This is a genomic window from Streptomyces sp. NPDC050264, assembly GCF_040655895.1.
GTDB lineage: Bacteria > Actinomycetota > Actinomycetes > Streptomycetales > Streptomycetaceae > Streptomyces.
This window is the reverse complement of sequence record NZ_JBFAKV010000031.1, coordinates 62286-87461: the sequence shown is the minus strand read 5'-3', so window position 1 is coordinate 87461 and position 25176 is coordinate 62286. Positions and strand designations below refer to the sequence as shown.

26 protein-coding genes and 3 pseudogenes are annotated in these 25176 nt (G+C 69.7%); 12 read left to right on the top strand and 17 right to left on the bottom strand.

The genetic code is table 11. The features are described 5' to 3' along the window. The first annotated feature begins 357 nt into the window (after window positions 1-357). The gene (locus AB0J02_RS38125) at window positions 358-870 is read left to right on the top strand and encodes a DUF6328 family protein (RefSeq protein WP_363198468.1); all 513 of its coding nucleotides are present in this window, start codon (window positions 358-360) and stop codon (window positions 868-870) included. Between the two features lie 145 nt (window positions 871-1015). Further along, complete coding sequence (locus tag AB0J02_RS38120) at window positions 1016-1414, top strand: ATP-binding protein (RefSeq protein WP_363198462.1); 399 nt, start codon at window positions 1016-1018, stop codon at window positions 1412-1414. A gap of 54 nt (window positions 1415-1468) precedes the next feature. Here AB0J02_RS38120 and AB0J02_RS38115 read toward each other — a convergent pair whose 3' ends face one another. Both AB0J02_RS38115 and AB0J02_RS38110 read right to left on the bottom strand, forming a co-directional pair. Then, window positions 1469-1831, bottom strand: coding sequence for an STAS domain-containing protein (locus tag AB0J02_RS38115; protein WP_363198467.1), 363 nt, complete (start codon window positions 1829-1831; stop codon window positions 1469-1471). Between the two features lie 45 nt (window positions 1832-1876). After that, window positions 1877-1957: pseudogene (locus tag AB0J02_RS38110) on the bottom strand (RNA polymerase sigma factor SigF); the annotation flags it as partial. Between the two features lie 19 nt (window positions 1958-1976). Here AB0J02_RS38110 and AB0J02_RS38105 point away from each other — a divergent pair. Next, window positions 1977-2075, top strand: a pseudogene (locus tag AB0J02_RS38105) (RNA polymerase sigma factor SigF); the annotation flags it as partial. 77 nt (window positions 2076-2152) lie between these two features. Here the strand turns inward: AB0J02_RS38105 and AB0J02_RS38100 are convergent. After that, window positions 2153-3052, bottom strand: coding sequence for a bifunctional helix-turn-helix transcriptional regulator/GNAT family N-acetyltransferase (locus AB0J02_RS38100; RefSeq protein WP_363198461.1), 900 nt, complete (start codon window positions 3050-3052; stop codon window positions 2153-2155). 170 nt (window positions 3053-3222) lie between these two features. Between AB0J02_RS38100 and AB0J02_RS38095 the strand changes: the two genes are divergently transcribed. Beyond that, window positions 3223-3498 carry a hypothetical protein gene (locus AB0J02_RS38095; RefSeq protein WP_363198460.1) on the top strand — a complete coding sequence of 92 codons (276 nt, stop codon included), beginning with the start codon at window positions 3223-3225 and terminating at the stop codon, window positions 3496-3498. A gap of 168 nt (window positions 3499-3666) precedes the next feature. Here the strand turns inward: AB0J02_RS38095 and AB0J02_RS38090 are convergent, their stop codons facing one another. Both AB0J02_RS38090 and AB0J02_RS38085 read right to left on the bottom strand, forming a co-directional pair. Beyond that, a complete protein-coding gene (locus AB0J02_RS38090; RefSeq protein WP_363198459.1) occupies window positions 3667-4134 on the bottom strand; it encodes an NUDIX domain-containing protein in 468 nt (155 codons plus the stop codon). A 200-nt stretch (window positions 4135-4334) separates the two neighbouring features. Next, window positions 4335-4792, bottom strand: a pseudogene (locus AB0J02_RS38085) (cupin domain-containing protein). Between the two features lie 152 nt (window positions 4793-4944). Between AB0J02_RS38085 and AB0J02_RS38080 the strand changes: the two are divergent. Both AB0J02_RS38080 and AB0J02_RS38075 read left to right on the top strand, forming a co-directional pair. After that, window positions 4945-5505 (top strand): transposase, encoded by a 561-nt coding sequence (locus AB0J02_RS38080; protein ID WP_363198458.1) that lies wholly within the window; start codon window positions 4945-4947, stop codon window positions 5503-5505. Then, window positions 5453-5776 (top strand): transposase, encoded by a 324-nt coding sequence (locus AB0J02_RS38075; protein ID WP_363198457.1) that lies wholly within the window; start codon window positions 5453-5455, stop codon window positions 5774-5776. The genes AB0J02_RS38080 and AB0J02_RS38075 overlap by 53 nt, the downstream gene beginning before the upstream one ends. A 58-nt stretch (window positions 5777-5834) precedes the next feature. Here the strand turns inward: AB0J02_RS38075 and AB0J02_RS38070 are convergent, their stop codons facing one another. Then, entirely contained in the window at window positions 5835-6422 is a 588-nt protein-coding gene (locus AB0J02_RS38070; RefSeq protein ID WP_363198456.1) for a TetR/AcrR family transcriptional regulator, read from the bottom strand. A 110-nt stretch (window positions 6423-6532) separates the two neighbouring features. Between AB0J02_RS38070 and AB0J02_RS38065 the strand changes: the two genes are divergently transcribed. Next, the gene (locus AB0J02_RS38065) at window positions 6533-7543 is read left to right on the top strand and encodes an NADP-dependent oxidoreductase (protein ID WP_363198455.1); all 1011 of its coding nucleotides are present in this window, start codon (window positions 6533-6535) and stop codon (window positions 7541-7543) included. A gap of 137 nt (window positions 7544-7680) precedes the next feature. On the opposite strand, the gene AB0J02_RS38060 is transcribed toward AB0J02_RS38065, so the two are convergent. Continuing rightward, window positions 7681-8682, bottom strand: coding sequence for a serine hydrolase (locus tag AB0J02_RS38060; protein ID WP_363198454.1), 1002 nt, complete (start codon window positions 8680-8682; stop codon window positions 7681-7683). A 707-nt stretch (window positions 8683-9389) separates the two neighbouring features. On the opposite strand from AB0J02_RS38060, the gene AB0J02_RS38055 reads away from it, so the two are divergent. The 3 genes from AB0J02_RS38055 to AB0J02_RS38045 all read left to right on the top strand — a co-directional run bounded on the left by AB0J02_RS38055 (window position 9390) and on the right by AB0J02_RS38045 (window position 12099). Continuing rightward, window positions 9390-10604 carry a hypothetical protein gene (locus AB0J02_RS38055; RefSeq protein WP_363198453.1) on the top strand — a complete coding sequence of 405 codons (1215 nt, stop codon included), beginning with the start codon at window positions 9390-9392 and terminating at the stop codon, window positions 10602-10604. A gap of 161 nt (window positions 10605-10765) precedes the next feature. Next, window positions 10766-11146, top strand: a complete 381-nt coding sequence (locus AB0J02_RS38050; RefSeq protein WP_363198452.1) for a hypothetical protein — start codon at window positions 10766-10768, stop codon at window positions 11144-11146. A 383-nt stretch (window positions 11147-11529) separates the two neighbouring features. Next, complete coding sequence (locus tag AB0J02_RS38045) at window positions 11530-12099, top strand: hypothetical protein (protein WP_363198451.1); 570 nt, start codon at window positions 11530-11532, stop codon at window positions 12097-12099. Between the two features lie 911 nt (window positions 12100-13010). Here AB0J02_RS38045 and AB0J02_RS38040 read toward each other — a convergent pair. Next, window positions 13011-14225: a carbohydrate-binding protein gene (locus AB0J02_RS38040; protein ID WP_363198450.1), complete on the bottom strand. Its 1215-nt coding sequence runs from the start codon at window positions 14223-14225 to the stop codon at window positions 13011-13013. A 224-nt stretch (window positions 14226-14449) separates the two neighbouring features. On the opposite strand from AB0J02_RS38040, the gene AB0J02_RS38035 reads away from it, so the two are divergent. After that, complete coding sequence (locus AB0J02_RS38035; RefSeq protein WP_363198449.1) at window positions 14450-14620, top strand: hypothetical protein; 171 nt, start codon at window positions 14450-14452, stop codon at window positions 14618-14620. Between the two features lie 118 nt (window positions 14621-14738). On the opposite strand, the gene AB0J02_RS38030 is transcribed toward AB0J02_RS38035, so the two are convergent. From AB0J02_RS38030 to AB0J02_RS37990, 9 genes are all read right to left on the bottom strand, one after another. Then, window positions 14739-15875 (bottom strand): NAD(P)/FAD-dependent oxidoreductase, encoded by a 1137-nt coding sequence (locus AB0J02_RS38030; protein WP_363198448.1) that lies wholly within the window; start codon window positions 15873-15875, stop codon window positions 14739-14741. A gap of 238 nt (window positions 15876-16113) precedes the next feature. Continuing rightward, window positions 16114-17499, bottom strand: coding sequence for a mycothione reductase (locus AB0J02_RS38025; protein ID WP_363198447.1), 1386 nt, complete (start codon window positions 17497-17499; stop codon window positions 16114-16116). Further along, a complete protein-coding gene (locus AB0J02_RS38020; RefSeq protein WP_363198446.1) occupies window positions 17496-17864 on the bottom strand; it encodes an ANTAR domain-containing protein in 369 nt (122 codons plus the stop codon). Before AB0J02_RS38020 ends, AB0J02_RS38025 begins: the two co-directional genes overlap by 4 nt. A 92-nt stretch (window positions 17865-17956) precedes the next feature. Then, complete coding sequence (locus AB0J02_RS38015) at window positions 17957-18316, bottom strand: STAS domain-containing protein (RefSeq protein WP_363198445.1); 360 nt, start codon at window positions 18314-18316, stop codon at window positions 17957-17959. Window positions 18317-18454: 138 nt separating this feature from the next. Further along, window positions 18455-18775 carry a hypothetical protein gene (locus AB0J02_RS38010; protein WP_363198444.1) on the bottom strand — a complete coding sequence of 107 codons (321 nt, stop codon included), beginning with the start codon at window positions 18773-18775 and terminating at the stop codon, window positions 18455-18457. Between the two features lie 98 nt (window positions 18776-18873). Further along, window positions 18874-19911 (bottom strand): DUF5914 domain-containing protein, encoded by a 1038-nt coding sequence (locus AB0J02_RS38005; protein WP_363198443.1) that lies wholly within the window; start codon window positions 19909-19911, stop codon window positions 18874-18876. Continuing rightward, window positions 19908-20936, bottom strand: a complete 1029-nt coding sequence (locus AB0J02_RS38000) for a phytoene/squalene synthase family protein (RefSeq protein WP_363198442.1) — start codon at window positions 20934-20936, stop codon at window positions 19908-19910. Before AB0J02_RS38000 ends, AB0J02_RS38005 begins: the two co-directional genes overlap by 4 nt. Then, a complete protein-coding gene (locus AB0J02_RS37995; protein ID WP_363198441.1) occupies window positions 20933-22471 on the bottom strand; it encodes a phytoene desaturase in 1539 nt (512 codons plus the stop codon). The genes AB0J02_RS38000 and AB0J02_RS37995 overlap by 4 nt, the downstream gene beginning before the upstream one ends. A 34-nt stretch (window positions 22472-22505) precedes the next feature. Beyond that, complete coding sequence (locus AB0J02_RS37990; RefSeq protein ID WP_363198440.1) at window positions 22506-23759, bottom strand: polyprenyl synthetase family protein; 1254 nt, start codon at window positions 23757-23759, stop codon at window positions 22506-22508. A gap of 201 nt (window positions 23760-23960) precedes the next feature. Between AB0J02_RS37990 and AB0J02_RS37985 the strand changes: the two genes are divergently transcribed. Next, complete coding sequence (locus tag AB0J02_RS37985; RefSeq protein WP_363198439.1) at window positions 23961-25157, top strand: lycopene cyclase family protein; 1197 nt, start codon at window positions 23961-23963, stop codon at window positions 25155-25157. The last annotated feature ends 19 nt before the right edge of the window (window positions 25158-25176 follow it).

The window sequence follows — 25176 nt, the reverse complement described above, 5'->3', positions numbered from 1 at the left end:
CTGCCGGGCCCCACGGTCTCTCCGGGGTACGAGAGAAACCATAGCCACAGCACGGACCAATGTCTACTCCCGCCAACACAGATTTTCGCGAGCACGGTGGTGAGGTAATCAGGCCCGACCAGTGTCGGCATGCAGCAGCGGCAGCCCCGGTGCGCAGCCGCCTGAGCGCCGGCCGGCACGGGGCCCACGCCGAGCAGCGTCGCCTTCTCCGCACCCAGCAACCGGTGACGTGTGCCGGTCGGCTGTGACCTCAGCCCCACCGGCGCGGAGAGAAACTTGCCCAACCTTTTACGACGGCCCGGTAATCGTCGATTCCGCGGGCACCCGCTCCCTACCAAAGGGAGGGTGTCTGTGAGTATCGGTGAGATAGCAAGATCGGCCCCAGAGCAGGGCGAGAGCCGGGAGGAAGCTCATGAGAGGGCCAACCGGCGCTGGGCGGAAGTCCTGCAGGAGACCCGCGTCGCGCAGACGGGCGTCCAGATCCTCTTCGGCTTTCTGCTGAGCGTCGCTTTCACTCCTCGCTTCGGCGACCTCGGCACCTTCGACACCACCGTCTATGTGACGACCGTGATCCTCGGTGCTGCCGCGACCGGCGTCCTCATCGCCCCGGTGTCCCTGCACCGGCTGCTGACGGGCCAGCGGTTGAAAGACGATCTGGTGAAGACAGCAGGACGGCTGATGGTCACCGGGCTTGTCCTCCTGGCCCTCACCATCAGCGGCACGGTGCTGCTGATCCTGCACGTGGTCCTGCCCGACCTGCTCGCCGAGATCCTCGCCGGCGGAATCCTCCTGTGGTTCGCCCTGTGCTGGTACGCACTGCCCATGTGGCTCAAGAAACGTTCCGCACGGCACCAACAGACCTCGCCCTGACGGGCTCTTCGCGCATACAGACTCTGGCGTGCAAGGCATCGCATATCCACCTGTTCCGCTTCGATATGACGTGTGCGCCCCTGGGTGACGGGCACGCGAATCGTGAAGGACGCCGGCGGCACACGCAGATGAAGGAGGTTTCGCCATGAGCGCTCCCGCCATGCCCCTCACGGAGCGCACGACCTGTTCGCAGGCACGCGCCGAGACCAGCACAGCCGTCCTCCCCCTGTGCGAGGGCATGCCCTATCACCAGGCGCGCCGGCTGCACGAGGACGCCCTGCTGATCGCCAGCGAGCTTGCGGCCAACGCGCTGCGCCACGGCGCCGGTATCACCCGCTTCAGTGCCTGCGTCCACGAACACGCCCTGGTGATCCAGGTCAGCGACCACAGCACCCGGCACCCGCACCTGCTCCCCCACGATCCGGTCATGCCCGACGGTTTCGGCTGGCTCATGGTGCGCCGGCTGGCCCGCTCCGTCTCGATCGAGCAGCACACCGGCGGCAAGACGATCATCGCCGTGCTGGCCGCCGCGCCCTCGTCCTGAGCGGGCACGAAGCTGAACGGGCTCGTAGAGCCACACTCCTCGCGCTATGACGCGTCAGAGGTGCGCAGTTGATCCAAGGCACCCTGCCGGTCGGCGGCGAGTGGCAGGAAAGTGTCGGTACCCGGTGATCTGCAGCAGACGCCGCACCACATCGTGCAACGGCCCGCACAGGACGAGGGGGCGCCCCTTCACAGCATGGCCGGAGCAGGTCACCAGGATCTGATTGAGGAAGACACTGTCGGCGAACGTCACCTGGGAGAGATCGACCAGGGTGGCGTCGGTCGCCACGTCGGAGAGGACCTGCGCGAAAGGGTCGACGACCTCCGTGAGGTCGTTCAGATCCACTTCACCTCGCGGGGTGACCACAGCCACGCGTTCCTGCTGGTCAACGCAGATCTTTCCGCTGCCGGACGTCATGGGCAGCACCCTTCCCCACAGCCGCTCCCGTAGGCACATTGCCCTGCGCAACTCCTGGGTGGCCTTGGACAGTTCGATACGGGCTTCCAGTAGCCGGCGCGGCACGTGCACGGGCCAGGACGTGTCCGGGGGAGGGCACGCTTCCTCCGTGACGCAGTACGCGGCCTCGCGGTTCAAGCACCGTCGGGTGCGGGAGATGGAGGACGTTGTCCAGGTCGGCACCATCGGCCTGATCGAGGCGTTGGGACTGGAACCTAGCCGACGTCCAGAGTGAAGGGGGAGGGGGTAGGGCACGAACATCGTCGCTAGGCCGCGGCAGGCTCAGGGCCTCACAGCGGTGAGCCGCTTCTCGAACCAGTGGTGGGCGTACGGTTCATCGTTGAAGGCGGGCACTTCGCGATACCCGCTGCTGCGGTAGAGACGCATGGCGGCCTCCAGGGCCCTGTTGGTGTCGAGCCGCACTCGATCGCTGCCGTGCCGGGCGGCGCGTGCTTCGAGCTCGGACAGCAGGCGCCGGGCCAGGCCGAGCCGCCGGGCACGGGGACTGACCCACAGCCGCTTGATCTCGGCGGGCGCGCCGGACGGCAGCTTGAGTCCGGCGCAGCCGACCGGCTCGCCGTGCAGCCGGGCCACGAGGAACAGACCCTGGGGCAGGCGCAGTTCGCCCGGATCGGGCAGCAGGCTGGCCGCGGGGTCGAAGCCGCCTTCGAAGAGATCCGCGAGTTCGGCAGCGTAGGACCGCAGACAGCGCACGGCGTCCCCGTGATCGGGGTCGAGCACTTCCAGGGAGACCACCGAGGCGGTCAGCAGGCGCTCCACCTCCGCCATGGCCGAGGTCAACTGGTCCCGTTGTACGGCATCGAGGGGTTCGAGGAGCGACGAGGCGAGTGCGTCACTCCTGTCGTCGAGATGTGCGCGCTCTCGTTGCCCGGCCTCGGTCAGGCGCACCGTGCGGACCCTCCCGTCGCGGGGGTGGGGTTCGACGGCGACGAGACCGTCGCCTTCGAGGGCTCGCAAGAGCCGGCTCACATAACCGGAGTCGAGGCCCAGCCTGTCCCGCACGCTGCGCACGTCCTGCACCCGTTCACCACCGAGCTCCCAGAGCAGCCGCGCCTGCCCATAGGGGCGCGCACCGCCCAGGTACTGGTCGTGCAGCACACCTACGCGCTCCGCGACCGCCCGGTTGAAACGTCGCACCCGCGCCACTTGCTCATCCTGCATTCTCTGACTCTAGTCAGAGAATGCACGGTGTCCAGGGCATGGCGAGTTGGCTGCCGATCAGCGAGATGGAGAAGGGGTCGGGCAACCAGGTGACCCGTGTTGAGCGTCCCTTCATTTCCCGGCCCGTAACGGCACCGGGCACCGCCCCTCCTCCGACCTGGAGAACAGCCTTGACGCACGACAACCGCGACCAGACCGATGAGCACCCTCAGGCACCGTGGTGGTGGGGCATCGGCCCGGTGGGGGCGGCTCTCCTCATCGTCATCGGTATCGCCTGGGTGCTGTGGGAGTTCCTGGGGTCCGGCGCCACGGGCGACGCGGCTACCGGCTACCAGGCAAGCAAGATCGTCGCCATCGGGCTCGTACTCTTCGGCACAGCCGTTCTGGAACGCTTCCGCAACCGTCGTTCGCGTGCGTACGAGGCGGAGGACCAGCAGAACGGCTAGGTCGTAGCCGTCCAGCGAACCGACGGTGCCGGGCCTCGACGCGGTCTCCGGCACCACGCTCATCGATCTCCAGCCGGTGATGGCGGACTCCCGCCCGCTCAGACCGGTTCCGTCGGCCCGTTCACAAGCGTCTACGAGGCGAGCGGGCCAGGCAGATACGGGTGATACCTAGTGCTGGATCAGGCCGTCGACCGGGACAGGATCGACGTGGCCGGTTGCCGGTAGGGTCTGGGCCAGGGAGAGGCCGACATCGACCAGTGAAGACCGGCGCAGGCCGGCGACGTCGGAGATCACGGTCCAGACGGACTCGGCAATTTCGCCGTTCGGCTCAGGCCGGAACTGGCCGCCCGTGATACGGACCCGGTAGAAGACGCCGACATTCTGATGCTCGACTCCCACACGGGCTTCGGCCGCGGGGATGACCCGTGAGTCCACGCCCAGCAGGCGATCCACCACCGCGGTGCAGCCTGTCTCCTCGGCGAACTCCCGGATCACAGCATCGAACGGATCTTCGCCGTGCTCGACCCGGCCACCCGGAAGAGTCCAGTTGCTTTCGCCCGCTGGTGGCACGTGACGGGCGAGCAGCACCCGCCCGTCCTCGACGCACACGGCATACGCCGCCAACCGAAAGCTCATCCTCGCACCTCCGCCCGGACCCTATCCAGCGTCCAAGAGCCGCGGGGCACTCCGCGAGCGGAGCCAGATCAACTTCCGCGCGGTGGAGCCCAAAGAAGTGCTTGCAAACAACCTGAGGGAGGCTGGCGCCCACTCGTACCATCGGCCCTTGCTCAGCCACCCGCAAGGCGACCGCGGCCGGTTCCGAGGGGTGTCTCCAGCTATCCGTGCTCGGAGTCCAGGTCCCCGTCGAAGTAGCTGTCGTGTCGCAGGCGGAAGTCCTTTTAGTTCCGCGCTGCTGCGCCGTGCCATCTCCCCGAACTGCTCGAAGTACTCCTCGCGCGGCGCCCCAGGAGACAACAGCATGAGCATGGACATCGGCTCGTCCGACACGTTCCTGAAGGCATGCGGCCCGCCGGGGGTACGTAGGGGAAATCTCCTTCGCGGCCTGTCACCCACTTCTCTCCGGCATAGAGCTCCAATTCGCCCGACAGGACGTAGAAGGACTCCGACTTGGCCCGATGGAAGTGCGACTTGGCTCCGACAGAATTGCGGCCCCACTCGACTTTGTACAGGCCGAATTCGCCGCCCGTGGACTCATGCCTGGCGAGATAGCTGGTCGTACTGCCGGACGAGGAGACGTCCGGCGGGGAGCCGCAGGGCGGAAGACAGCGATCACCTCTTACCGACCGCCGAGGTAGCGGGGCTCCGGGTAGTCGAGGCGCTCCAAATACGACACGGGGTACTCCTTCTCTCAGGTCTCCCCGCATCATCGTCCTCACATCGCCGCGCCCGGATCGGGCTTTCGAAGGGACTTGGAGACCCTGCGGCATGGGACCGAGGGCCTGGGGTCTGCTGCGAGAGGTGATCTTGATCCTTGATGATCATGTCCTGTGGGACGTGGAGATCCGACGAGCGGCCAGTGGGACCGACTTGAGCCGCTGTTGCCGCGAGGCATCAAGTCGGGCCGCGCCGGCATGGACGCGGCGGCAGCTGATGGACGGCATACGGTGGCGGACCCGGATGGGTGCTCCCTGGCGTGACGCGCCGGAACGCTACAGGCCGTGGGACCGGGCCCATGACCTGTTCCGGCACCGGCAGCGCGATGGCACCTGGGCCCGGATCGTCGCTCAGCTGCAGGCCGAGGCGGACGCCAAGGGCCTGATCACCTGGGACGTGAACGTCGACCCCACGGTCCGCCGGGCCCACCAGCACGCGGCTGGGGCGGCGAAAAGGGGGATCTCCAGAAGGAACCGCCCGGCGGGATCGCCGTCGAGCCGGCCGGCCAAGGGCTCGGACGCTCCCGGGCGGCCCGACCAGCAAGATCCACCTCGCCGTCGTGCAGGGTCAGCAGCCGCTATCGGTGGTGATCACCGCCGGACAGCGGGGTGATTCGCCTCAGTTCGAGCCGGTTCTGGAAGCGATCTGGGTGCCCCGGCCCGGAGCCGGCAGGCCGCGCGAACGGCCGGACCGGGGCCGGGCCGACAAGGCGTACGACTCCCGCAGCAATCGCGCCTACCTGCGCAGACGCGGGATCAAGGCCACGCCCCCGGTCCCGACGGACCGCGTCCGCAACCACCTCAAGCGCGGATCGCGAGGAGGACGGCCGCCCAAGTTCGACAAGCACTCGTTGAGGACCGCGACCAGCACGGTCACCTCGTAGCGGACCGCGAGCCTGTCATACCTCGTGGCTACGGCCCGGTGGCGCTTGAGGCGGTTGATCACGCGCTCGACCGCGTGCCGCTGCTTTTAGTCGCCCCCTCCGCACCCGTCAGAATCGCGCTCGCGACGACATCGACGATGCGCTCGGCGCGTGACGCGAGCGAGGGCTGGTCGCCGAGCCAAGCCAGCGCCGCCACCAGCGCGAACAGATCGGTGCCATCGATATCGGTCCGCGCGGCGCCCGCGGCCTGGGCACGGGTGAGGAGTCGCGCCCCGGCCGCCCGCAGGGTGACACACGATGCGTGGAGCGCGGACTCGGCGTCCTCGATGGCGGCTGCCATCAGCACGGTGACCCCTCGGTACTCGGTCGTCCAGGCGACACAGTCGCGCAGCCACGTGACGAGAGCGTCTTCGGGCGACTTCGACGTCTCGAGCTCGTCCGCCTGTGCCGTCAGCTCGTCGAAGCTCGTGCGGAGCAGGGCCTCGAGCAGCGCCTCGCGTGTCGGAAAGTGACGCAGCAGTGTCGCGAGCCCGACGTCGGCCCGGCGCGCGATGTCACGCAGTGATACGTCGACGCCCTGCTCGCCGATGGCGGCGCCCGCTACTGCGAGCACGTGGTCGCGGTTCTTCCTGGCGTCGGCCCGCATCTGCCCCTCTTGACTATCCGGATCAGTGGTCCATATATTCGGATCAGTGGTCCACTTATGTGGAGCGCTGATCCAGATGAGTGTATCCCGTAGCGTGAGCAGGAGAAATGATGCCGACACACACGATGAGGGCAGTCCGGCTCCATGAGCACGGCGGCCCCGAGGTGCTGCGTTACGACGAGGCTCCGATCCCCGAGCCGGGGCCGGGCGAGGTGCTCGTCCGCGTGCACGCGGTCGGCGTCAATCCGCCGGACTGGTACGTGCGCGGCGGGCTGACCAGCATGCCCGGGGAACCGGACGCGACGGTCAGTCTGCCGGTGATCCCGGGGACGGACGTGTCGGGCGTTGTCGAGGCCGTCGCCGCGGACGTCCACGATTTCGCCGTAGGCGATGAGGTCTTCGGTCTTCTGCGTTTTCCCAGCTTCGACGGCAGCGCGTACGCCGAGTACGTGGCCGCGCCCGCCTCGGACCTCGCACGGAAGCCGACCGGCATCGACCACGTGCACGCCGCCGGGGCTCCCATGGCCGGGCTCACCGCGTGGCAGTACCTGATCGAGGTCGGACACGATCGCCCCTCCCCCTTCCAGGAGGCGCGGCACCGCCCGACGACGCTCGACGCCGGCAAGACAGTGCTCGTCAACGGCGCCGCGGGCGGCGTGGGGCACTTCGCACTGCAGCTGGCGAAGTGGAAGGGCGCGCGTGTCATCGCCGTGGCATCGGGCGCACACGAATCATTCCTGCGTGAGCTCGGCGCCGACCAGTTCATCGACTACACGAAGAGTCGCCCCGAGGAACTCGTGCACGACATCGACCTTGTTCTCGACACCGTCGGCGGTCCCCACAGCAGCCGTCTTCTGCGCACACTCAAGCGCGGCGGCGCCCTGTTCCCGGTGTTCCCGGGCGAATTCGACGAACAAGAGATCGCGAAGCTCGGCGTCACGCTCTCGATCGCGCAGGTCCGCTCGAACGGCGCGCAACTCGCCGAACTGGGGCATCTGCTCGACGCGGGCACGGTCCGCGTCGCGATCGACAGCACCTTCGCGCTCGCGGACGCCCGGGCCGCGCACGAACGCGCCGCCCGTGGGCACATCCAAGGCAAGATCGTGCTGACGGTCGCGTAGGAACGAGCCGTTGCACCGAGGCATCCGGCGCGCGTCCGCGGGCCACCGGCGCGCCCCTTGCCCCCACCCTGTGGGCCTGCTCGGGCCAGGGCGGGGGCCGGTGGTGCGGTACTCGGGACAACCGGGGGCTGTCCGGATCAGTGGGCGAAGCCCCAGTCGAGCATCTTGGTGGCGTCGTCGAAGCACTCCTGGTCGGCGCCGACAATCGCGCCGACCAGCGTGCGGTTGTCCCGCTTGGCGGCGAAGACGAGGGAGTAGCCGGCCTCCGCGCCACTGCCGGTCTTGATGCCGAGGGCGCCGTCGTAGGTGCTCAGCAGGTCGTTGGTGTTGTTCCAGGTGTAGTACCGGGTGTGTCCGTTGGCCGCCGGAGCTTCGGCCTTGTACTGGGTGTTCTTCACGATGTCGGCGAACACCGGCTTCAGCATCGCGCGCTGGCCGAGCTTGGCCAGGTCGCGGGCGGTGCTGCGGTTGTCGCCGTGCGAGATGCCGTCGAAGGAGTCGAAGTGCGTGCCGGTCATGCCCAGTTGCTGCGCTTCGGCGTTCATCTGGTTCTCGAAGTCGGCGATCCGCGCGTCCTCGGTGTCCCCGGCGCCGAAACTGTCGGCCAGGGCCATCGCGGCGTCCGCACCGGACGGGAGCAGCATGGCGTGCAGCAACTGCTCGACGGTCAGCGTGTCGCCGACCTGGAGGTCGGCCGTACTGGCGCCGTTCTCCGAAACGTAGTCACGGTAGGACTGCTTCACCGTGATCTGCCGGTTCAGCCACTCCGGGTGCTTGAGCACCACCAAAGCGGTCATGATCTTGGTGGTGCTGGCCATCGACACGCTCTCGTCGGCCTTGGCCCCGGCCCACATCTCCCGCTCCTGGCTGCCGTCACGGGCGTCCAGCAGGAAGGCGTGGTCGGCTTTCGTGACGGGCGCGGCCTGGTCTCTGGTGGTCAGGGCACCCTGGTTCTGACTGGCAGGGGTGGCGCTCTCGGCGCTCGCCCGATCGCTGTCCTCGGCGGAGTGTGTGGTGTTGGAGGTGGCCGCCTCGGCGAGGCCCCCGGCAGTGATCGGCAGAACGGCCCCGACCAGCGCGACCGTCGCGATGCGGGCCCCCGTCCGGTGGAGCCGGTTGGGGCGGGCGTGGGAACCCATGAGGCATCCCTTCTCCCGGCGCGAAGGCGCCGGCTGGTAACGGAAAGTCATTGCATATCGAACCTACTTGCGCTGTGACGGCCATTTCAAGATCGCAATGTCATAGCCGAGTAACAGGGCTCACCAGCATGGTGATGTCGTGGAGACACCTGGTGGATCCTATGGGCCGCCCTGCACAGCACGACCTTCCGACTCCACTGCGCCACGACGTCACGTCAGCCGGTCAAGCCCCACGGATGCCCGGACACCCGTATTCCGCACTTCTCCATCCCGGCTCTCAACGCCCTCAGCGGAACGGCTGGTTGCGCAACACGGCGCCGGCCGATCCCGGCACGGGAACCCCGACGTCGGCATCGCGCCAAGCTTTACGCCGACAACGCCTACGACAACCGCGATCTGCGACGACGGCTCCGCTCGCGCTACATGGCACCACGCATGGCCCGCCCGCAGGGAGTTGAGACGTCGCGGATGCAACGCGGCCGTCACCGCCGGGCCATCGAAAGCAGCGCGACCTGCCTCGCCGACTGCCGACCCTCCCCCGCAGCTACGAGCGCCGGGCCGGCCCTGCCCCGACCTTCACCAGCATCGACTGCACCCCGCTTGCCACTGCGACTCGCCAATGAGGATCTCTTGCTTCGCCTCTACCGAAATAGCCGGAATTTTCGTTGTTCCGGTACGCCGCACACGGAAGCCTGCCGCTCGTGGAAATGTCCTCCATCGTCCGGCGTCCTGACGACGACGCCGCTCCGCTACGGGCGGCGCAGGCCCGGACGGCGTCCGGCCCGGCACGCCGATGGCCTCCGAAGCCCCGGGGCGTACTGCGCGCCCTGGCCGTGTTCGCTGCCGTACGGCTCACGGGCGTCGCCGTCGTCGCCGTGTTCGACCATGCCGTGGGGCGCTCCCTGTCCAAGACGTTGATGCACTCCTGGGATTCCAGGTGGTACCTGAGCATCGCCGAGCACAATTACGGGCACCACTGGCGCGAGTCGGCTTCCGGGCTACTGCAGACCGACTACGCCTTCTTCCCGCTCTACCCTGCGCTGATCAGAGCCGTCGCCACCGTGCTGCGGCTGTCCGTCGGCGAGGCAGCCTTGGTGGTCGCGTGGGCCGCGGCGCTGGCTGCGGCGTACGGCGTGTACGCGGTCGTCCATCATCTCCATGGCGTCGCCGTCGCCACCGTGACAGTCGCCCTGTGGGCCATGCTCCCGCACTCGGTCGTCCTCACTCTCGCCTACACCGAGCCCCTCTTCTGCGCGCTCGCCGCCTGGTGCCTGTACGCCGTGCTCACGTCCCGCTGGCCGACGGCCGGTGCACTGGCGGCGCTCGCGGGTCTGACCCGGCCCAGCGGATACGCCCTCGCGGCCACGGTCCTGGTCGTAGCCGCCTACGAGGTGGTCCGGCGACGCGGCCGGGTACCCGCCGGGCTGTGGGTCGGCGCACTCCTGGCGCCCGTGGGCTGGGTGGGGTACGTGCTCTGGGTGGGATCGCGCACCGGCGACGTACTGCACGGATACCTCAAGGTGCAGAGCGCCTGGAACTCCCGGTTCGACTTCGGCATGCAGGAACTGCGCTTCCTGCGCGGGCTGTTCATGAACGGCGGCAAGGTCGGCTACCCCCTGGCGCTGGTGATCGTCTTGGCCGGCGTGCTGCTGTTCGTCCTGCTGTGCCTGGACCGGGCGCCGCTCGCGCTGGTGATGTACGCGGGTGCGCTGGTGGCGTTGGTGGTGCTGGCCTCTGGCCCGTTCGCCTCCAAGCCCCGCTTCCTGCTGCCCGCGTTCCCGCTGCTGATCCCGTTGGCGCGTGCCATGGTGCGGGGCTGGTGGGCGCGACGGGCCCAAGTCCTCGCAGTGGCCGGGGCGTTGACCGCGATGTCCCTGACGTACGGCGCGTATCTGGTGGTGCTGGGCAAGCAACCTCTTTGACGGAGGCACAAGGGACTTCGGTGGTACGGGCGGTGGCGGAGGGCGTCAGCGTGGAGTGACCGCCGTCGACGGAACTTTTTGCGCAGCCGTCGCGTCTCTCCCAACGACCAGCCGGCGCACCACGATCGGTGTGTCGGCCCGCGACCGACACGGGGGAAATCATGCGTGTGCACAAGAGACTCGGAGCGGTGCTGGCGACGGTGGCGCTGACCGTCGGGATCGGCGCTGTGGCGGCTCCGTCCGCCAGTGCGGCACCCGGCTGTTGGACGAACGACGGCGGGATCAGGTGGTACTGCAACAACGTGTCGGGTGCGCCGGTGTACGGCATCATCGGCAACAACCACTCGTACCCGGACCCCAGCAAGATCGTCGGGTACATGTACTCCAACCCGAGCTGGTTCTACTGCAAGCTCGACGGCCAGGACTGGGTCGGCGGCCCGCACCCGACGCGCTGGCTGATGACCGTCGCGGACAACGGCCAGCTGGGCTTCATGAAGGACACCGCGATCTCCAGCGAGACCGATCCGGTGCGGAACTGCTGATCCCCGCCTTCATCGGCGGGTAGCAGGCCAGCAGGCGCACGGCCGCGCCGCCGTCTCCGGGCTGCAGGTAATTGCGAGTGCGTTCGAGAGAGAAGACCTCGGACATCGCACGTGCGGACAGGCCGTCGACGACGGGCCGTGCACTCTGCGTCCGGAGACGGGAGGACCCGGCCCGGGTGTGTCCGGGCCGCCCATGCGGCACGGCCCTTTCGGTTCGTCGTCATGCCACGCATGCTGCCTCGATCACGAACGCGGCATCGAACGAATTTGCCCGTTCAGGATTCTCCGGATGTGTCGGCAAAGACGCTCTACGGCACCAGCCACGCTCGTACCCTGTGGAACTGCACTCGGATTGGCGCATTTCCTGCCCGGGTTGGGGAAACGTGGACACTGCAACACTGCTCGGGCTGGGGGCAGCAGGGGGAACGGTGCGTGGCGTGGTGCACGCCTACGACTGCATGACGGAATGGCTGGCCGGACGGCGCCAACACCGGCTGGTCCCCGTGTCCTCAGCTGACGACCGGCCGACCTTCGGCGCGTTCTACGACGCGCCCGCCGAAGGCGTCGCCGCCGCCGTGCGTTGCCTGCTCGGCGCCGGAGTCGCCATGCTCCTGGGCACCTCCGGCCAGGTCAGTGGCAACTTTGCCGTGTTCGCCTCCGGCGCCTCCGCGCCTCTTGTCCTCGTTCAGCTCAAGAACTCCCGCCTGGGCGATGTCTTGCTGGGCGGCCCGTCTCCCCCGGCCCCGGACGGGACGGCCCCACCTCGCCTCGACGCACACGATGCGGTGCCCGAACCTGAACTGCCGCCGCAGCGCGGAGGCGACACGGCGTCAGTGGACGGCGGGAGCAGGCAGCACGGGCCGCCTCCCCGACCCGCGACCGAACGGATCCCGGACCTCTCTCGACGCGACCGCTCAACCGCAACCGACTCGCCCCTGGACGGCGCCCCATGACCTCGACAGGGCTGTTGCGGCGAGCCGCCGAAGCCACGGTGGGGCGCAGTCGCGGATGCGCAGGCCGCGAGCGCACGTGGACACGGCCACGCCGAGTCCCGTTCGGCCGACGGGCCGGGGCCGCGATCATCGGAATCCGCTCCTACGGACTCACGCGGCCGCCGCAAGCCAACACGTACCCACAGCCCCTCGCCTCGGCCGAACGCATCTGGGAGTCGGGCCGCCCCGCACCCGCCCGCACCGCACAGGCGCCCCGGCCGGCCAGGCTCCACGGCAGCACCACCCCGCCGACACTCATCATCACGGAGGACGGAGCGGATCCCCGCTCCTCGCCCGCCCCGCAACGAACGATCCTCAGTGACCACGGCCCGCGAAGCCTCGGGCCGTGGCTCTTCCTGGTCCTCGCAGCGGTGCTGGCCATCGTGGTCGGCTTGTACCCCACTGGTCTGCCGACCGATCCGCAGCGGCTCCATCAGCCGCCCTCGGACACTCCCCCTGGTGACGTCCCCGCCCCCTACGTCGGCACGTGGAATTCCTCCATCGACACCGCGACGGGTCGGAATCCGAGGACACTGGTCATCACCCAGGGGAAGGCCGGTGAGCGCGTCGTGATCCTCATCGCCGACGGGTCCGACGGCGAGGGGGGCACCTATCATTGCGTCTTCCAAGGAACGCTCACCGCGGTCACGTCCCACGCCCTGTCAGTGGGGCGCACACGCCCGATCGTCGCCGAGCCGTCGAGCGCGTGCAGCCCCGGAATCTCCTCGACCCTGAGCATCCTCGGGGATGGACGACTTCAGCGTCGCCTCAGGGATCCATCGGGAAGAGAACAAATCACCGTGTTCGGTCGCTCGGACTAACGGCTGGCGACGTCCGGTACGGCTGGCGCTCGGCGTCCGGCACTGCCACGGTCAGCAGGCGCCCTCGTCCTGCCAAGGGCCCCACTCGGCGGCGCCGGGCTTCTCGTTCTGCGTCCACCACTTGGCTTTCCAGTTGTGGCCGTTGTAGCCGGCCTCGGTACCCGCGGTGTACACCGCCGTCGCGCTCCACTGGGCCGTGCAGCCGCTGGCCGGCGGGGTCGGGGTACCGGTCGAGGGCGGCGTCGTGGCGGGCGGCGTGGCACCGGCGAACTCCACCGAGTACGTGGCGAAGTCCCACGCGTTCTGCGCGACGCTCGAGCAAGTGCCGGAGGTGCGGCCTCCGTTGTCGGGTGGCGAGCACTGGCGGTCGCGGTTGAGGGACCAGAAGGTGAACCGGTCCATGTGATGACTCGTCGCGTAGCCGAGGACCGTCTGGAAGTCGGCCTGGGTGAACATCTCGCCCGTGTCACTACGGCCGTTCATTCCGGAGAAACCCTCGTGGGCGTAGGCGGTGGCCTGGTCCCAGCCGAAAGTGGACTGCAGGATCTGGTTGAAGTTCGTCAGGGCGCTGGTCTGCGAGGCCGCGCCGTTGAAGCCGCCGTCGAAGGGCATGATGGAGAAGTTGTTCGGCGTGAAGCCCTGGGACTTCGCCTCCAGCAGCATCTGCTTGCCGAACCAGCCGGTGCCGTCCGCCGTGCCGGCCGTCGTGACGGAGACGTAGAGGCCGGGGTTGTTCTGCTGCAGGATCTTGGCGGCGCCGATCTCGTTCTTGATGGCCGCCGTGTTCTCGTACTCGGGCTCCTCCAGGTCGAAGTCGATCGCACGCAGACCGTACTTGGTGATGACCTGCTGGTACGCCGCCGCGGTGGACGCGGCGTCCGAGCAGGCCTGGCCGAGCTTGGTGCCGCCGTACCCGCCGATGGACACGGAGACGTCACCGCCCTTGGCACGGATCCTGTCGACCACCGCTTTGACGGCGGTGTCGGAGGACACCGCGGCCGTGCCGTCCCATGTCGGCGAACAGCCGCCGCCGTCGGGCGCCAGGACGAAGGCGAGCTGGAACGCCTTGAGCCCGGTGGCGTCCATGATGGCGCCCGCGTCCGGCGGGTCGTTGTCGAGCGGCATGAGATAAGGGGCCGCCGCGTACCAGCGGCTGCTCAAGTCGGCTGACGCGCCTGCCGCGTTGGCCGCCATGAAGGCGGTCGTGGCGAGCGCGACGGTGGTGACGGCGGTGGCTGCGCCAAGACATGCGCGGAGTCGTCTCACTCTGTGCCTCCTGCTCGGGGGGGAATTCGAGTCGGGACAGCTTCGTGAGAGTGCGAGGACCACGTCAACGGATTGGACTGGACCAAAGCATGCTTTGGACTAGACCATGCAATCTCTTTGCCTACGGATGTCCCGCCGCCGCGGTCGGCGACACGGCTGATGCATGGCGGTGTGCCGATCGGGCACCCGGGGGTTTCGCACAACCTCGTGGAGAGGGGGTTGTCATGTCGGACGAATGGGAACAGGAACCGGCTTCGGAGTCCCGTGTGGCCATGCTGCCGGACGGTCTTGTGGTGTCGATCGAGGTAGAGCCAGGGACGTCGCAGGACGTCGTGGCCCTGCTGGCGGTCCAGGCGTGGCAAGGGTTGCCGGAGCCCGACGTACCCAATGACTAGGCCGCAAGGCTGCGTCGGGGAAACCGACAAACGATGCACGTACAGACCGGGCCGGTGATGGTCAGGTCCGCATGACGGAGGCCCGTCGCCCGTGGGCGACGGGCCTACGCGGCCACGGTCAATCGGACTCCTCTTGCCGGGTGAACTCGGTGATCAGGTCCTTCACCGGGTCGTTGTCGGAGTCGGTCCCGTGGAACTCGCTTCCTTCAGAGGCTGCGGCGTCGGCGCTGCGGGGGAACATGGCCTGCTCGTACGCGGTGAGCGCGGTCTCGATGTCGTCGGGGTACGCGGCGAGGGCCTTGCCGAGTTCCGCGCCGTCGAGCATGGCCAGGTTGGCGCCCTCGCCGTTCGGCGCCGACAGGTGGGCCGCGTCACCGAGCAGGGTCACCCCCGCGACTCGGTCCCACCGGTGCCCGGTCGGCAGCGCGTAGAGGGGACGTAGGGTCGGCGGGCTGTCGGCGTCGGTGATCAGCGCGGTGATCTCCGGCGCCCAGCCGTGGAATTCCTGCGCGATCCGCGCGGTGGCCGCGGCGGCGTCGGCGAAATCGATGGCGGCGAACCAGTCCTGCGGCTCGACCAGCCCCACGTAGGCGTGCAGTGTGTTGCCCTTTTCCCGGTGCGCGAAGATCTCCCTGCCGGGCTTGAGCGCGATCATCGATCCGTCGCCGACCGCTTTCGCGGCGGCGGGGTGCCGGATACCGGCGTCGAACAGGTAGGTGTCGACGACCGATTTGCCGACGTACTCGGGCGTGGCGGCGGAGAGCAACGGCCGCACCCGTGACCACGCGCCGTCCGCGCCGACCAGCAGGCCGGTGACGATGGTGCCGCCGTCGGCGAACGTCACCTCGTGGCGGCCGTCGCCGAGAGTACGGGTGCCGCTGACCTTGTGCCCCCACCGGACGGTGTCGGCCGGAAGTGCGTCGAGCAGGATCTGACGCAGCTCGCCGCGCTGCACCTCGGGGCGTCCCCCCGTGCCGTCGTCGGCCTGCTCGTGCAGGACGGTCCCGTCCGGGTCGAGGACCCGCATCGCCTGGTGGCCCTGCAGAATGATGGCACGGAACTGGTCCATCAAGTCGGCTGCCTGGACGGCGAGTTGACCGTTGTAGTCGTGGATGTCGAGCATCCCGCCCTGCGAACGCGCAGCCGGGGAGGACTCCGCCTCGTAGACCGTGGCCGGTATTCCGTGGACGTGCAGGACGCGGGCGAGCGTGAGGCCTCCGAGCCCGGCGCCGATGATCGTGACATCAGTGGTCATGGGAGCTTCTTCCTGAGCGTCGACCGCCGGGCGGACACCCGGCAGGTCACGCCGGGAGAGCCGTTCCAGGGAGGCCGGGACGGTGCTGGTGGCCGGCGCCGTTGCTGTCCGGCGCCGACGAACAGCAATCTCCCGGCAGCCATCGACAGACCACCGACAGATCACCGACAACGGCCCCGCCGCTTCGATCACAGAGCTGCCGGCGGCATGCCGCATCGACCGGTCCGTGAGCCGGCGGTTACGCCGTTTCCGTCCTCTCGATGGCGTCGCGCAGGGCGTTCTCGACCACTTCGGTGAGGGCGGGGTGGATCCACAGAGGTCCTTCGGCCACGTCGTGGGCGCTGATGCCGTGGGCCATGGCAAGAACCAGGGGCTGAATGAGCGTGGCCGCCTGGGGACCGAGCACATGCGCCCCCAGGAGGCTGCCCGTGGTGCGCTCGACGAGGACCTTGCAGAACCCCTCCTTGTCCTCCAGCGCCCATCCGTAGGCGACGTCCGCGTAGTCGCGGCGGCCGACCACGAAGTCGAGGCCGCGCTTCCGTGCCTCTTGCTCGGTGAGGCCGACCTGCCCGATCTCGGGGTGCGCGAAGACTGCCGAGGGGACCGCGTCGTAGGACATCTCGCGGGGCCGGTCGAAGTGGAGGAGATTGTGGGCGACCACCTGTGCCTGACGGTTGGCGACGTGCTTGAGCGGAGGTCCGCCGTCGGTGACGTCCCCCAGCGCCCAGACACCGGCGGCGCCGGTGCGCAGCTGCTCGTCCACGGTGATCAGCCCCTGGTCGTCGCAGGCGATCCCGGCCTTCTCGACGTGCAGTGAGTCCGCGTTGGAGCGGCGTCCCACCGCGACGAGAAGCATGTCCCCACGAAGGTGTGTGCCGTCGTCGAGGGTGACGGTGAGATCGCCCGGAGAGCCGTGCACGCCGGTCGCCTCCCGGCCGAGCCGCAGATCCCAGCGCGGTCGCACGCTCTCCGTGTAGGCCCGGGAGATCGATTCGTCCTGCGGGGCCAGCAACCGTTCCTCGTGCTCGATGACCGTGATCTCGGCACCGGCCGTGTGGAAGACGTGCGCGAGTTCGGCGGCGATGTAGCCACCGCCCACCACGATCAGCCGGGCGGGCACGGTCGGCACACGCATGATCGTGTCGGAGGTTTCGTAGGGCAGCCCGGACTCGGCGATCGCCGGAGGAACGACGGGACGGCTCCCCGCCGCCACGACGATCCGGTCCGCGGTGACGCGCTCACTGCCGGACTCGGTGTCGACGAGGAGTTCCCTGTCGCCGGTGAACCGTGCGTGCCCCCGGTAGACGGTCACCCATGACGTGTCGCGTCTGCCCTGCTCACCCTCCCGGGCCTGCGCGTCAAGACGGCCGAACACCCGCTCCTGCACCTGGGACCAGGAGACCCCGTCGAGCCGGGCGTGCACGTCGTGCCGCTGACTGTCCCGGACGGTGTCGGCGACGTCCGCCGTGACGGACAGCATCTTGCTGGGAATGCACCCCGCGTTCAGGCAGGTGCCCCCGAAGGGGGCCTCGGCGACGATCGCCACGTCCAGATGCGAGAAGCGGTCGTCGACCACGGCGTTCCCGGAGCCCGCACCGATCACAACAACGTCATGGTGTGTCATGGAGGATCAGTAACCCTCACCGTGCCGTTCATACCCACTGCACCACCCCGCCGCAGACGCAGCTGGCGGTCGAGTTCGGTGCGGACCTCGGTGGGAAGGCTGCCGCTGAGGCTCCACTCCGTCAGCAGTGAGGCCACCTGGCGCAATTTGGTGTTGGTGCGCTGGGAGACCTCCCGCACGACGTCCCAGGCGTCGGCGGGCGACACGCGTGCGACGGCCATGACGATGCCGATCGCCTGGCCGATGTCCTGGTGCGAGGCGACCGCCTGTTTCAGCTGGACGACCTCTTCCTCCAGCTCCGCCACCTTCGCTTCGGCCTGTTCCAGGCGCGGGGCAGCGGTGTGCCTCGGTACGTCGGACGTCAACTCTTGCCTCCGGGATCTCGGGGGGCAGCGGCCTGACTTTTGCCACCACCGTCCCTCTACCTCAAGAGGTCGGCAACCCTTCCGCCGGTCCTTCAGTTGTCACCGGCGACAGGGTGCGCGGCGAACGCCTGGGTCTGGCTGCTGTAGACATCGAAGATGCCGTCGGAGGCGGTCAGGGCGAGCAGCCTGCTCACGGTGGGGTGCGGGGACACGAGGATGAACTTGCTGCCCGCTTCGTGCGCGCGGCGGTGCAGACGGAGCAGCGCGTTGTACCCGGAGGAGTCGCAGAACGCGACGCGGGACAGGTCCATGAACACCGCGGGGTGCCGGGTGAGAAGCTCGCCGACCTGGGTGTAGAGGCCCGTCGCGGTGTGCATGTCGAGGTCGCCCTGGGCGCGCACCACGACCCGGGCGTCCTCAGATTCGTCGATGGTCACTGTCAGGTCGGTCATGAGCAGTTCTCCGGTACGGGTTCGGATGGATCGTTGACGTTTCTACGGTGCTGCCGCCCTGACTCGCCCTGGGGGTGTGCGCCATGATCGACGAGTTCCCCGTCCGCACGGACCGAACCGGAGCCTTTTGCCGCGGGGTCAAGGCTGCTCCTCCCTGAGGTGCTTCAGCCCGTCCTCCCAGCGCTCCCGGCGCTTCGCGTCCGACTGCTCCCACCAAGCGACACCTCGTTCGCCGAGCGCGGTCTTCGCCAGCTGGACCCGGGCGCGTGCCCGGCCCTCGGCCGCGGAATCCTCCTGCCGCAAGGCGTCGCGCACCGCCCGGCGCGCCGCCATGAGGTGCCGTCGAAGCTCCGCGGCGACGTCCTCCGGCAGCAACGGATCCGTAGCCCTCCACTTACGGCCCTTGATGACGACGTAGTGCCCTTCGTCGCTCGGCTCACCGCCGCTCTTCGTCTGCACAGGACGAGTCTGCGCCGGACACACCGCGCCCGTCGGCAGGCAGGCTTCGGCCCTCCGCGCGTCGCCGCCCCACCTCGGCGGTGGCCAGGAGCGTCGCGTCAGTACGGCAGGTTCTGGCGCGTGCGCAGCGTCCAGCGCCGTTCCGCGTAGGCCAGGTCGTCGCGCCACAGTCGTCCTGCTACCGCACGCATCAGGGGCCGTAGCGCGAAGGACGCGTGCCGCGCGACAGTGAAGCCGTGGCGTTCGGAAGTGGCGATCAGCGCCTCGACGACCGCTGTCCGTGGCGCGTGGTGCCCTTCGGGGGTAAGCGGGGTCGCGTGCGTCTCGACCACCGAGTCACGTCCCTCGCCGTCGGTGATGTGCATGACGACGGTGCGGGGTTCCGGCGCCGTGAAGACGGCGCGGACCGGGACGACCAGACGCGAGGTGAGACGGAACGAGACCTCTACGGCGAACGCGTCCTCGGCCGTGTCTGTGTCTGTGCCTGTGCCTGTGCCTGCGGCGTCGCCCGGGGGGCTGCCGGTGACCCGCAGGTCGACGAACGAGTACGGGTGGAACCAGGCGCCGTGCCAGGGATCGAGCCGGTTGGCGACGACGTCTTCTGGTTCGCAGCGCCCTGCGCCGGTGTAGACGGCGTGGACGGAGCGGGCCGGGTTCGGGCGCGGGGGGACGACGGGCCTGTCCAGCGGCTGCTCTTCACCGGCGCCGTCCAGGCGAACCCACATGAGTACGCCGTCGTCGTGGACGGGCAGGGTGCGCCAGCCGGGCTTGCCTTCTGCGCCCAGGCTGAGGCCGTGCCAGTGACAGACGAGGGCGCCGCACCGCACGGGGCTGTCTTTGAGGGGGGCGCCCAGGTGGGGGCAGGCGCCCGGGCCGGCGGCCAGGTCGCCGTGGGCGTCACGCCAGATGACGAGTTCGCGGCCGGCGACCGTGCGCCCGAGCGGGGCTCGGCGGGGCACCTCGTCGGCGGCTCCGACGACGTACCAGTTGCCCGAGGGGCGTGCCTGGGCTCGTTTCAGCGCGGCCTCGATCACCGCGGGGCGCGCTCCGCGCCAGGTGGGTTCCTGGTTCTCCCACGCCGGCGGGTTCCTGCGCAGGGTCAGCGGAAACCGTGGTGACCCGGGCTGCCTGCTCATGCCGCCCCCTGGCGCACGGGCGCGGCCGGCTTCGTGAGCGCAGGCGCGGGGCCGGCTTCGCCGGGGCGCGGGGAGGATCCCATCGGCGTGGAGCGATGGCTGATCCGGGCGTGCACGATCCGGGCGAGGCCGTCCAGGGCCACGACCGCGCGGCGGCGCCGGGAAACCACCGCTCGCCGGTGCAGCACGCTGTACCCGTCGTCGGCGACGGCGTCGAGGATGCCGGAGTAGAGCACGAAGGCGCTGCGGACGCAGGGGCGGGACACCGGGGCCAGCAGGGCGATGCCCGGTACCGCCTGCCGGTAGATGTCGCGTGTGAGTGCTTCGAATGCCTTGAGCGCGCGTGTGATGCGGATGTCCCGGCGGCAGGTGTCCCGGCTCCACTGCAAATGGTCCCGGTCGACTCCGTGCGCGTGCAGCAGGTCCGCGGGGAGGTAGACCCTCCCTCGGTCGAGGTCTTCTCCCACGTCGCGCAGGAAGTTGGTGAGCTGGAAGGCCACGCCGAGGGCCGCCGCGTAGGGTTCGGCCTCGGTGCGCGGCACGGTGGAGCCCAGGACGGGAAGCATCTGCAGTCCGATCACGCCTGCCGAACCGTGCATGTAGCGGCACAGGTCGGCGTAGGTCGGATAGTCCGTGACGGTGAGATCATCGCGCATCGCCGTCATGAAGTCGTGGAAGTGGCGTGGGTCGATCGCGTAGCGGTCCGCGGTGTCGGCGAGGGCGTGGACGACGGGTTCGGTGCTGCGTCGCGTGCTCAGGCCCTGCCGCAGGCTGGTCGACAACTCCTCCAGCGCGGCGGCGCGCTCCGGGCGGCCCAGGCGGCTGCCGTGGGAATCGACGATGTCGTCCGCCCAGCGGGCGAAGCCGTACAGCGCGTGGACGGCGGGGCGTCGATGGGCGGGGAGCAGCCGGGTGGCGAGGAAGTATGTCTTGCCGTGGCGGGCGTTGAGCTTGCGGCAGTAGGCGTAGGCGTGGCGCAGGTCAGGGTCGGTGATGCCTGCGGCGTCGAGTTCTCGGGCGGTCACTGGGGTGCTCCTCCGTGGGTCTTGAGGATGCCGTGGGCGCGGGGCGCCGGAGCGGTGCGGGTTCCGGTGATCCTGGCGGCGGCGAGCTTTCCGGACAGCAGGACCGTGGGCACACCGACTCCGGGCGTGGTCCCGCAGCCGGCGAGTACCGCGTTCGCGGTGCCGCGGACGAGGTTGCGGGGACGGAAGGGGCCGGTCTGGCCGAAGGTGTGTGCGGCGGAGAACGGGGTGCCGGCCGCGTGGTTCTGGGCGTGCCAGTCGGCGGGGGTGACGAGGCACTGTTCGTCGATGGCTGTGCCGATGCCGTCCAGGCCGCGCCGTTCCAGTTCGGTGAGGAGCTGGTCGCGGTAACGGGGTGCCAGCTCGCCCCAGTGCGCGGGGCCGGGACCGATGTCGGTGTTGGGGCAGGGCGCCAGGATGTAGTGCAGATGGCGCCCGGGGGGTGCCAGGGTGGGGTCGGTCGCCGTGGGCCGGGTGATGAGGAGGGAGGGGTCGCTCATCAGGCGGCCCTGGCGGGTGAGTTCGTCGAACGTGCCGTGCCAGGCGGCTCCGAACGAGATGGTGTGGTGCGCCAGTTGGGGCCAGGTCCGGTCGGTTCCGGCGTGCAGGATCACGGCCGAGGGGGCGTGGCGCAGGGGCAGCGAGCGGCGCGGGGTGCGGCCGAGCAGTCGGTAGGTGACGGGGAGGTCGGGGGTGAGGACGACGGCGTCGCAGGGGATCCGCTCGGTGTCGGTCACCACGGCGGTGACGCGGTCGCCCGTGCGCTCCAGGCGCTCCACGCGCCGCCCATAGCGCAGTTCGGCGCCGGCCGCCTCGGCCGCGTCGGCCATGGCCTGCGGGAGCGCGTGCATGCCGCCGCGGGGGAAGTACACGCCGGCGACGGTGTCCATGTAGGCGATGACCGCGTAGGCCGCCAGGGCGCGGGCCGGGGGGACTCCGGCGTACAGGGCCTGGAAGGAGAAGACGCGGCGCAGGCGCTCGTCCTTGATGAACCGGCCGATCTGGGCGTCCATGCGGCCGAAGCCGCCGAGCGCGGCGAGGCGGGCCAGGTCGGGGGTGAGCAGTTGCAGCGGCGAGTCGAAGTTGGTGTCGATGAAGTGCTTCATCTGCGCCTGGTAGAGGCGGCGCAGCCAGTGGCGCAGGCGCACGTAGCCGGCTGCCTCCCGGGGTCCGGCGAAGTTCTCGACGGCCTGTTGCATGGCGGTCGCGTCGGTGTGGACGTCGAGGGTGCTGCCGTCGGCGAACGAGGCCCGGTAGGCGGGGTGGAGCGCGATGAGCTCCACGCGGTCGCGCAGCCGCTCCCCGACCGCGGCGAAGGCTTCGTCGGCGAGGTGCGGCATGGTCAGCACGGTCGGGCCGGTGTCGATCCGATAGCCCCCGCGGATCAGCCGTCCCGCGCGGCCCCCGGGCTGCTCGTCGCGTTCCACCAGGGTGACGCGGCGGCCCGCGCCGATCAGGTGGAGCGTGGCCGCCAGGCCGGACAGGCCCGCGCCCACGACGACCACGTGATCCGTTTTCCCGCGTACGGTCCTCACTCGGCCGCTCCCTCGAATGACCCGTGTACGGTCCTCACTTGACCGCTCCCTCGACTACGGCGGTCGACCGGCCGCGGTCCTCCTCGGCCGGCGGCTCAGGAGCCCCGGCCGCCCGGTGCATCAGGGTCTGCAGGCGGGCGCGGGCCACCGGGTCGAGTGGGGCCGTGTCCAGCTCGCGCATGCTCTGGGCGATCAGGCGGCCGACCTTCTCCTCGACGCTCCGCCGGGCGCCGGTGCGCTCCAGCACGTGCCGGACGTCGTCCAGATCGGTCTCGTCGAAGTCCGGCCGGCCCGGGCAGCTCTCCAGGACGTGCAGTGCCTGCCGGTCGCCGTCCTCTTCCGCTCGCGCGTGGGCCAGGGCGAGCAGGTAGGTGGGTTTGCCGGTGCGCAGGTCGCCACCGACTGGCTTGTCCCGGCGAGAGGGGCCGGCGAAGGCGTCGTCGAGGTCGTCGCGCAATTGGAAGGCCAGTCCGGCACCCCGGCCCGCCGAGCACAGGGCGCGCAGGGTCGTCTCGTCCGCGTCGCCCAGGATCGCGCCGAGCTGGAGGGGGCGTTCCACCGTGTAGCGGGCGGTTTTGAGGCAGGCGGCGGTGAGCGCCTCGCCGGGAGACCTGGTCCGCGTGATCTCTCCGCGGACGTCCAGATACTGCCCGGCGACCATTTCCATGCGCATGCGTGACCACGTCTCGCGGACCCGGTCGGCATGCCGGCCGGGCAGGTTCGTGGCGGCGGCCTCGTCGTCTGCCCAGGCCAGCGCGAGGTCGCCCACGAGAATGGCGGCGGATTCACCGAACCGGTGGCGGCTCGCTCGCGCCGATGCCTCGTACTGCGCGGCGCAGTCGACGTGCAGGGCGGGTCGGCTACGCCGAGTGGCCGCCTGGTCCATGACGTCGTCGTGGACCAGGGCGCAGGTCTGCAGGAGTTCCAGTGCCTCGCACAGCTGGAGGGCGGCGTCGATGCGCTCGTCGTCGGGCACGCCGCAGGCACGCATGCCCCACCACAAGAACTGCGGTCGGACGCGCCGTCCGCCGCCGAGCGTGAAGCGGGCCAGGCGTTCGGCGACGTCGGCGCCGAAGACCGCGTCGACGGCGGTGGCCTGGGCGACGCGACGGGTCAGCAGCCGGGTCAGGCGGCGTTCCACGGTCTGGGCCACTTCGGCGTCGATCCGGCGCACGCGCGCGGACACCGGCGTGCGGCCGTTGCGCACCGGGGGCCCGTGGCCCGCTCGGTCCGCCCCGTCATGTTCCGCGACAACCGTGGTGGCGCCTGTTCCCTCATCGGTGGGCATGTCGGCTCCTTTTGGGGTGACAAGGGCTGGCAAAGTGCTGTGCAGGGGCTTTCCTCGTCTCCCACGTGATCGGATGCACTGCGCCGCGGCAACCTGAGCAACGCCGCTCTCCGCCTGCTTCCGAACGCGGTCCGGATCGACCGATCGGTGCATCTGTGACGGGTTGCGGAGCGGAAGGGCTTCACGGAGCAAGCGGTCTACATGCCGGAGGTGGGCGTGCGGTCGGACGTGGTGATCATCGGCGCGGGCGCCGCAGGGCTGTCGCTGGCCGAGCAGTTGAGTGACGCGGGGCCGTCGCTTTCCGTGCGGCTGGTCCAGGCGCCCTCCGGCCCGCTGCGCCCGGCGCCTCGGACGTGGTGCTTCTGGGAGAACGGGGCGGGCCGCTACGACGAGGCCGTCACCGCGGCCTGGAACCGCATGCGGGTGCGCAGCCCCGACGGGCACCTGGTGGACGCGAGCACGGGCTCTGTGCGGTACAAGATGATCCGCTCCACCGACTTCGAAGCGGTGATCGCGCGACGACTGACGGACCGGCGGGGACTGACCCGCACGGAGGCGACGGTCGAGGCTGTCGAAGGGACCGCGGACGGCGCTCACGTGCTGGTGCGCACTCCCGATGGCCGGCCCGAAAGCCTGCCCGCGCGCTGGGTGTTCGACTCACGGCCGCTGGGGAGCCTCCCCCGGGCCCGCACGACCCTGCTGCAGCATTTCCGCGGCTGGTTCGTGCGCACACCGCGGCCGGCCTTCGACTCGGGTTCCATCGAGTTGATGGACTTCCGCACCCCTCAGCCGGAGCGCGGGCTGGCCTTCAGCTACGTACTGCCCACGAGCACCCGAACGGCGCTGGTCGAGTACACGCAGTTCTCGGCGTCGGTCCTGTCGGGAGACTGCTACGACCATGCCCTGCGGACCTATCTGCACGACGTGCTGCACATCCGTGACTTCCACATCGAGGCCCGCGAGGAAGGCGTCATCCCCATGACAGACGCTCGGTTCGCGCGCCAGAGCGGGGCGTCCGTCTTCAGGATCGGCGCGGCCGGCGGCGCCACGCGGCCGTCGACGGGCTACACCTTCACCGCCATCCAGCGCCAGACGTCATCCATCGCCGCCGCCCTCCTCGCGGGGCGCCGTCCGGTGCCGCCGGCCCCGCACTCCAGGCGGTCCCACGCGATGGACGCGATCCTGCTGCAGGCCCTGGCGAGTGGCCGGCTCGACGGGGCCGCCTTCTTCACCCGGCTGTTCTCGCGCGTTCCCACCGAGCGGCTGCTGCGCTTCCTGGACGGCGCCACCACGTTGTACGAGGACCTGTCCATCGGGCTGCACAGCCCGGTGCTCCCGTTGTTGCGCAGCGCCGTGTCGCTCCCCACCCGCCCGCTGCGCCCCTCCCCCACGCCCTGACGTGCCGAGGTTCCACCAA

Coding starts and splice junctions, on each gene's coding strand:
- AB0J02_RS37990 (WP_363198440.1), bottom strand. CDS start 23,759: ATGCCCACCGATGAGGGAACAGGCGCCACCACGGTTGTCGCGGAACAT.
- AB0J02_RS38005 (WP_363198443.1), bottom strand. CDS start 19,911: ATGAGCAGGCAGCCCGGGTCACCACGGTTTCCGCTGACCCTGCGCAGG.
- AB0J02_RS38080 (WP_363198458.1), top strand. CDS start 4,945: ATGGGACCGAGGGCCTGGGGTCTGCTGCGAGAGGTGATCTTGATCCTT.
- AB0J02_RS38070 (WP_363198456.1), bottom strand. CDS start 6,422: ATGCGGGCCGACGCCAGGAAGAACCGCGACCACGTGCTCGCAGTAGCG.
- AB0J02_RS37985 (WP_363198439.1), top strand. CDS start 23,961: ATGCCGGAGGTGGGCGTGCGGTCGGACGTGGTGATCATCGGCGCGGGC.
- AB0J02_RS38120 (WP_363198462.1), top strand. CDS start 1,016: ATGAGCGCTCCCGCCATGCCCCTCACGGAGCGCACGACCTGTTCGCAG.
- AB0J02_RS38015 (WP_363198445.1), bottom strand. CDS start 18,316: ATGACCGACCTGACAGTGACCATCGACGAATCTGAGGACGCCCGGGTC.
- AB0J02_RS38090 (WP_363198459.1), bottom strand. CDS start 4,134: ATGAGCTTTCGGTTGGCGGCGTATGCCGTGTGCGTCGAGGACGGGCGG.
- AB0J02_RS38030 (WP_363198448.1), bottom strand. CDS start 15,875: ATGACCACTGATGTCACGATCATCGGCGCCGGGCTCGGAGGCCTCACG.
- AB0J02_RS38035 (WP_363198449.1), top strand. CDS start 14,450: ATGTCGGACGAATGGGAACAGGAACCGGCTTCGGAGTCCCGTGTGGCC.
- AB0J02_RS38060 (WP_363198454.1), bottom strand. CDS start 8,682: ATGGGTTCCCACGCCCGCCCCAACCGGCTCCACCGGACGGGGGCCCGC.
- AB0J02_RS38050 (WP_363198452.1), top strand. CDS start 10,766: ATGCGTGTGCACAAGAGACTCGGAGCGGTGCTGGCGACGGTGGCGCTG.
- AB0J02_RS38115 (WP_363198467.1), bottom strand. CDS start 1,831: ATGACGTCCGGCAGCGGAAAGATCTGCGTTGACCAGCAGGAACGCGTG.
- AB0J02_RS38025 (WP_363198447.1), bottom strand. CDS start 17,499: ATGACACACCATGACGTTGTTGTGATCGGTGCGGGCTCCGGGAACGCC.
- AB0J02_RS38055 (WP_363198453.1), top strand. CDS start 9,390: ATGTCCTCCATCGTCCGGCGTCCTGACGACGACGCCGCTCCGCTACGG.
- AB0J02_RS38065 (WP_363198455.1), top strand. CDS start 6,533: ATGCCGACACACACGATGAGGGCAGTCCGGCTCCATGAGCACGGCGGC.
- AB0J02_RS38100 (WP_363198461.1), bottom strand. CDS start 3,052: ATGCAGGATGAGCAAGTGGCGCGGGTGCGACGTTTCAACCGGGCGGTC.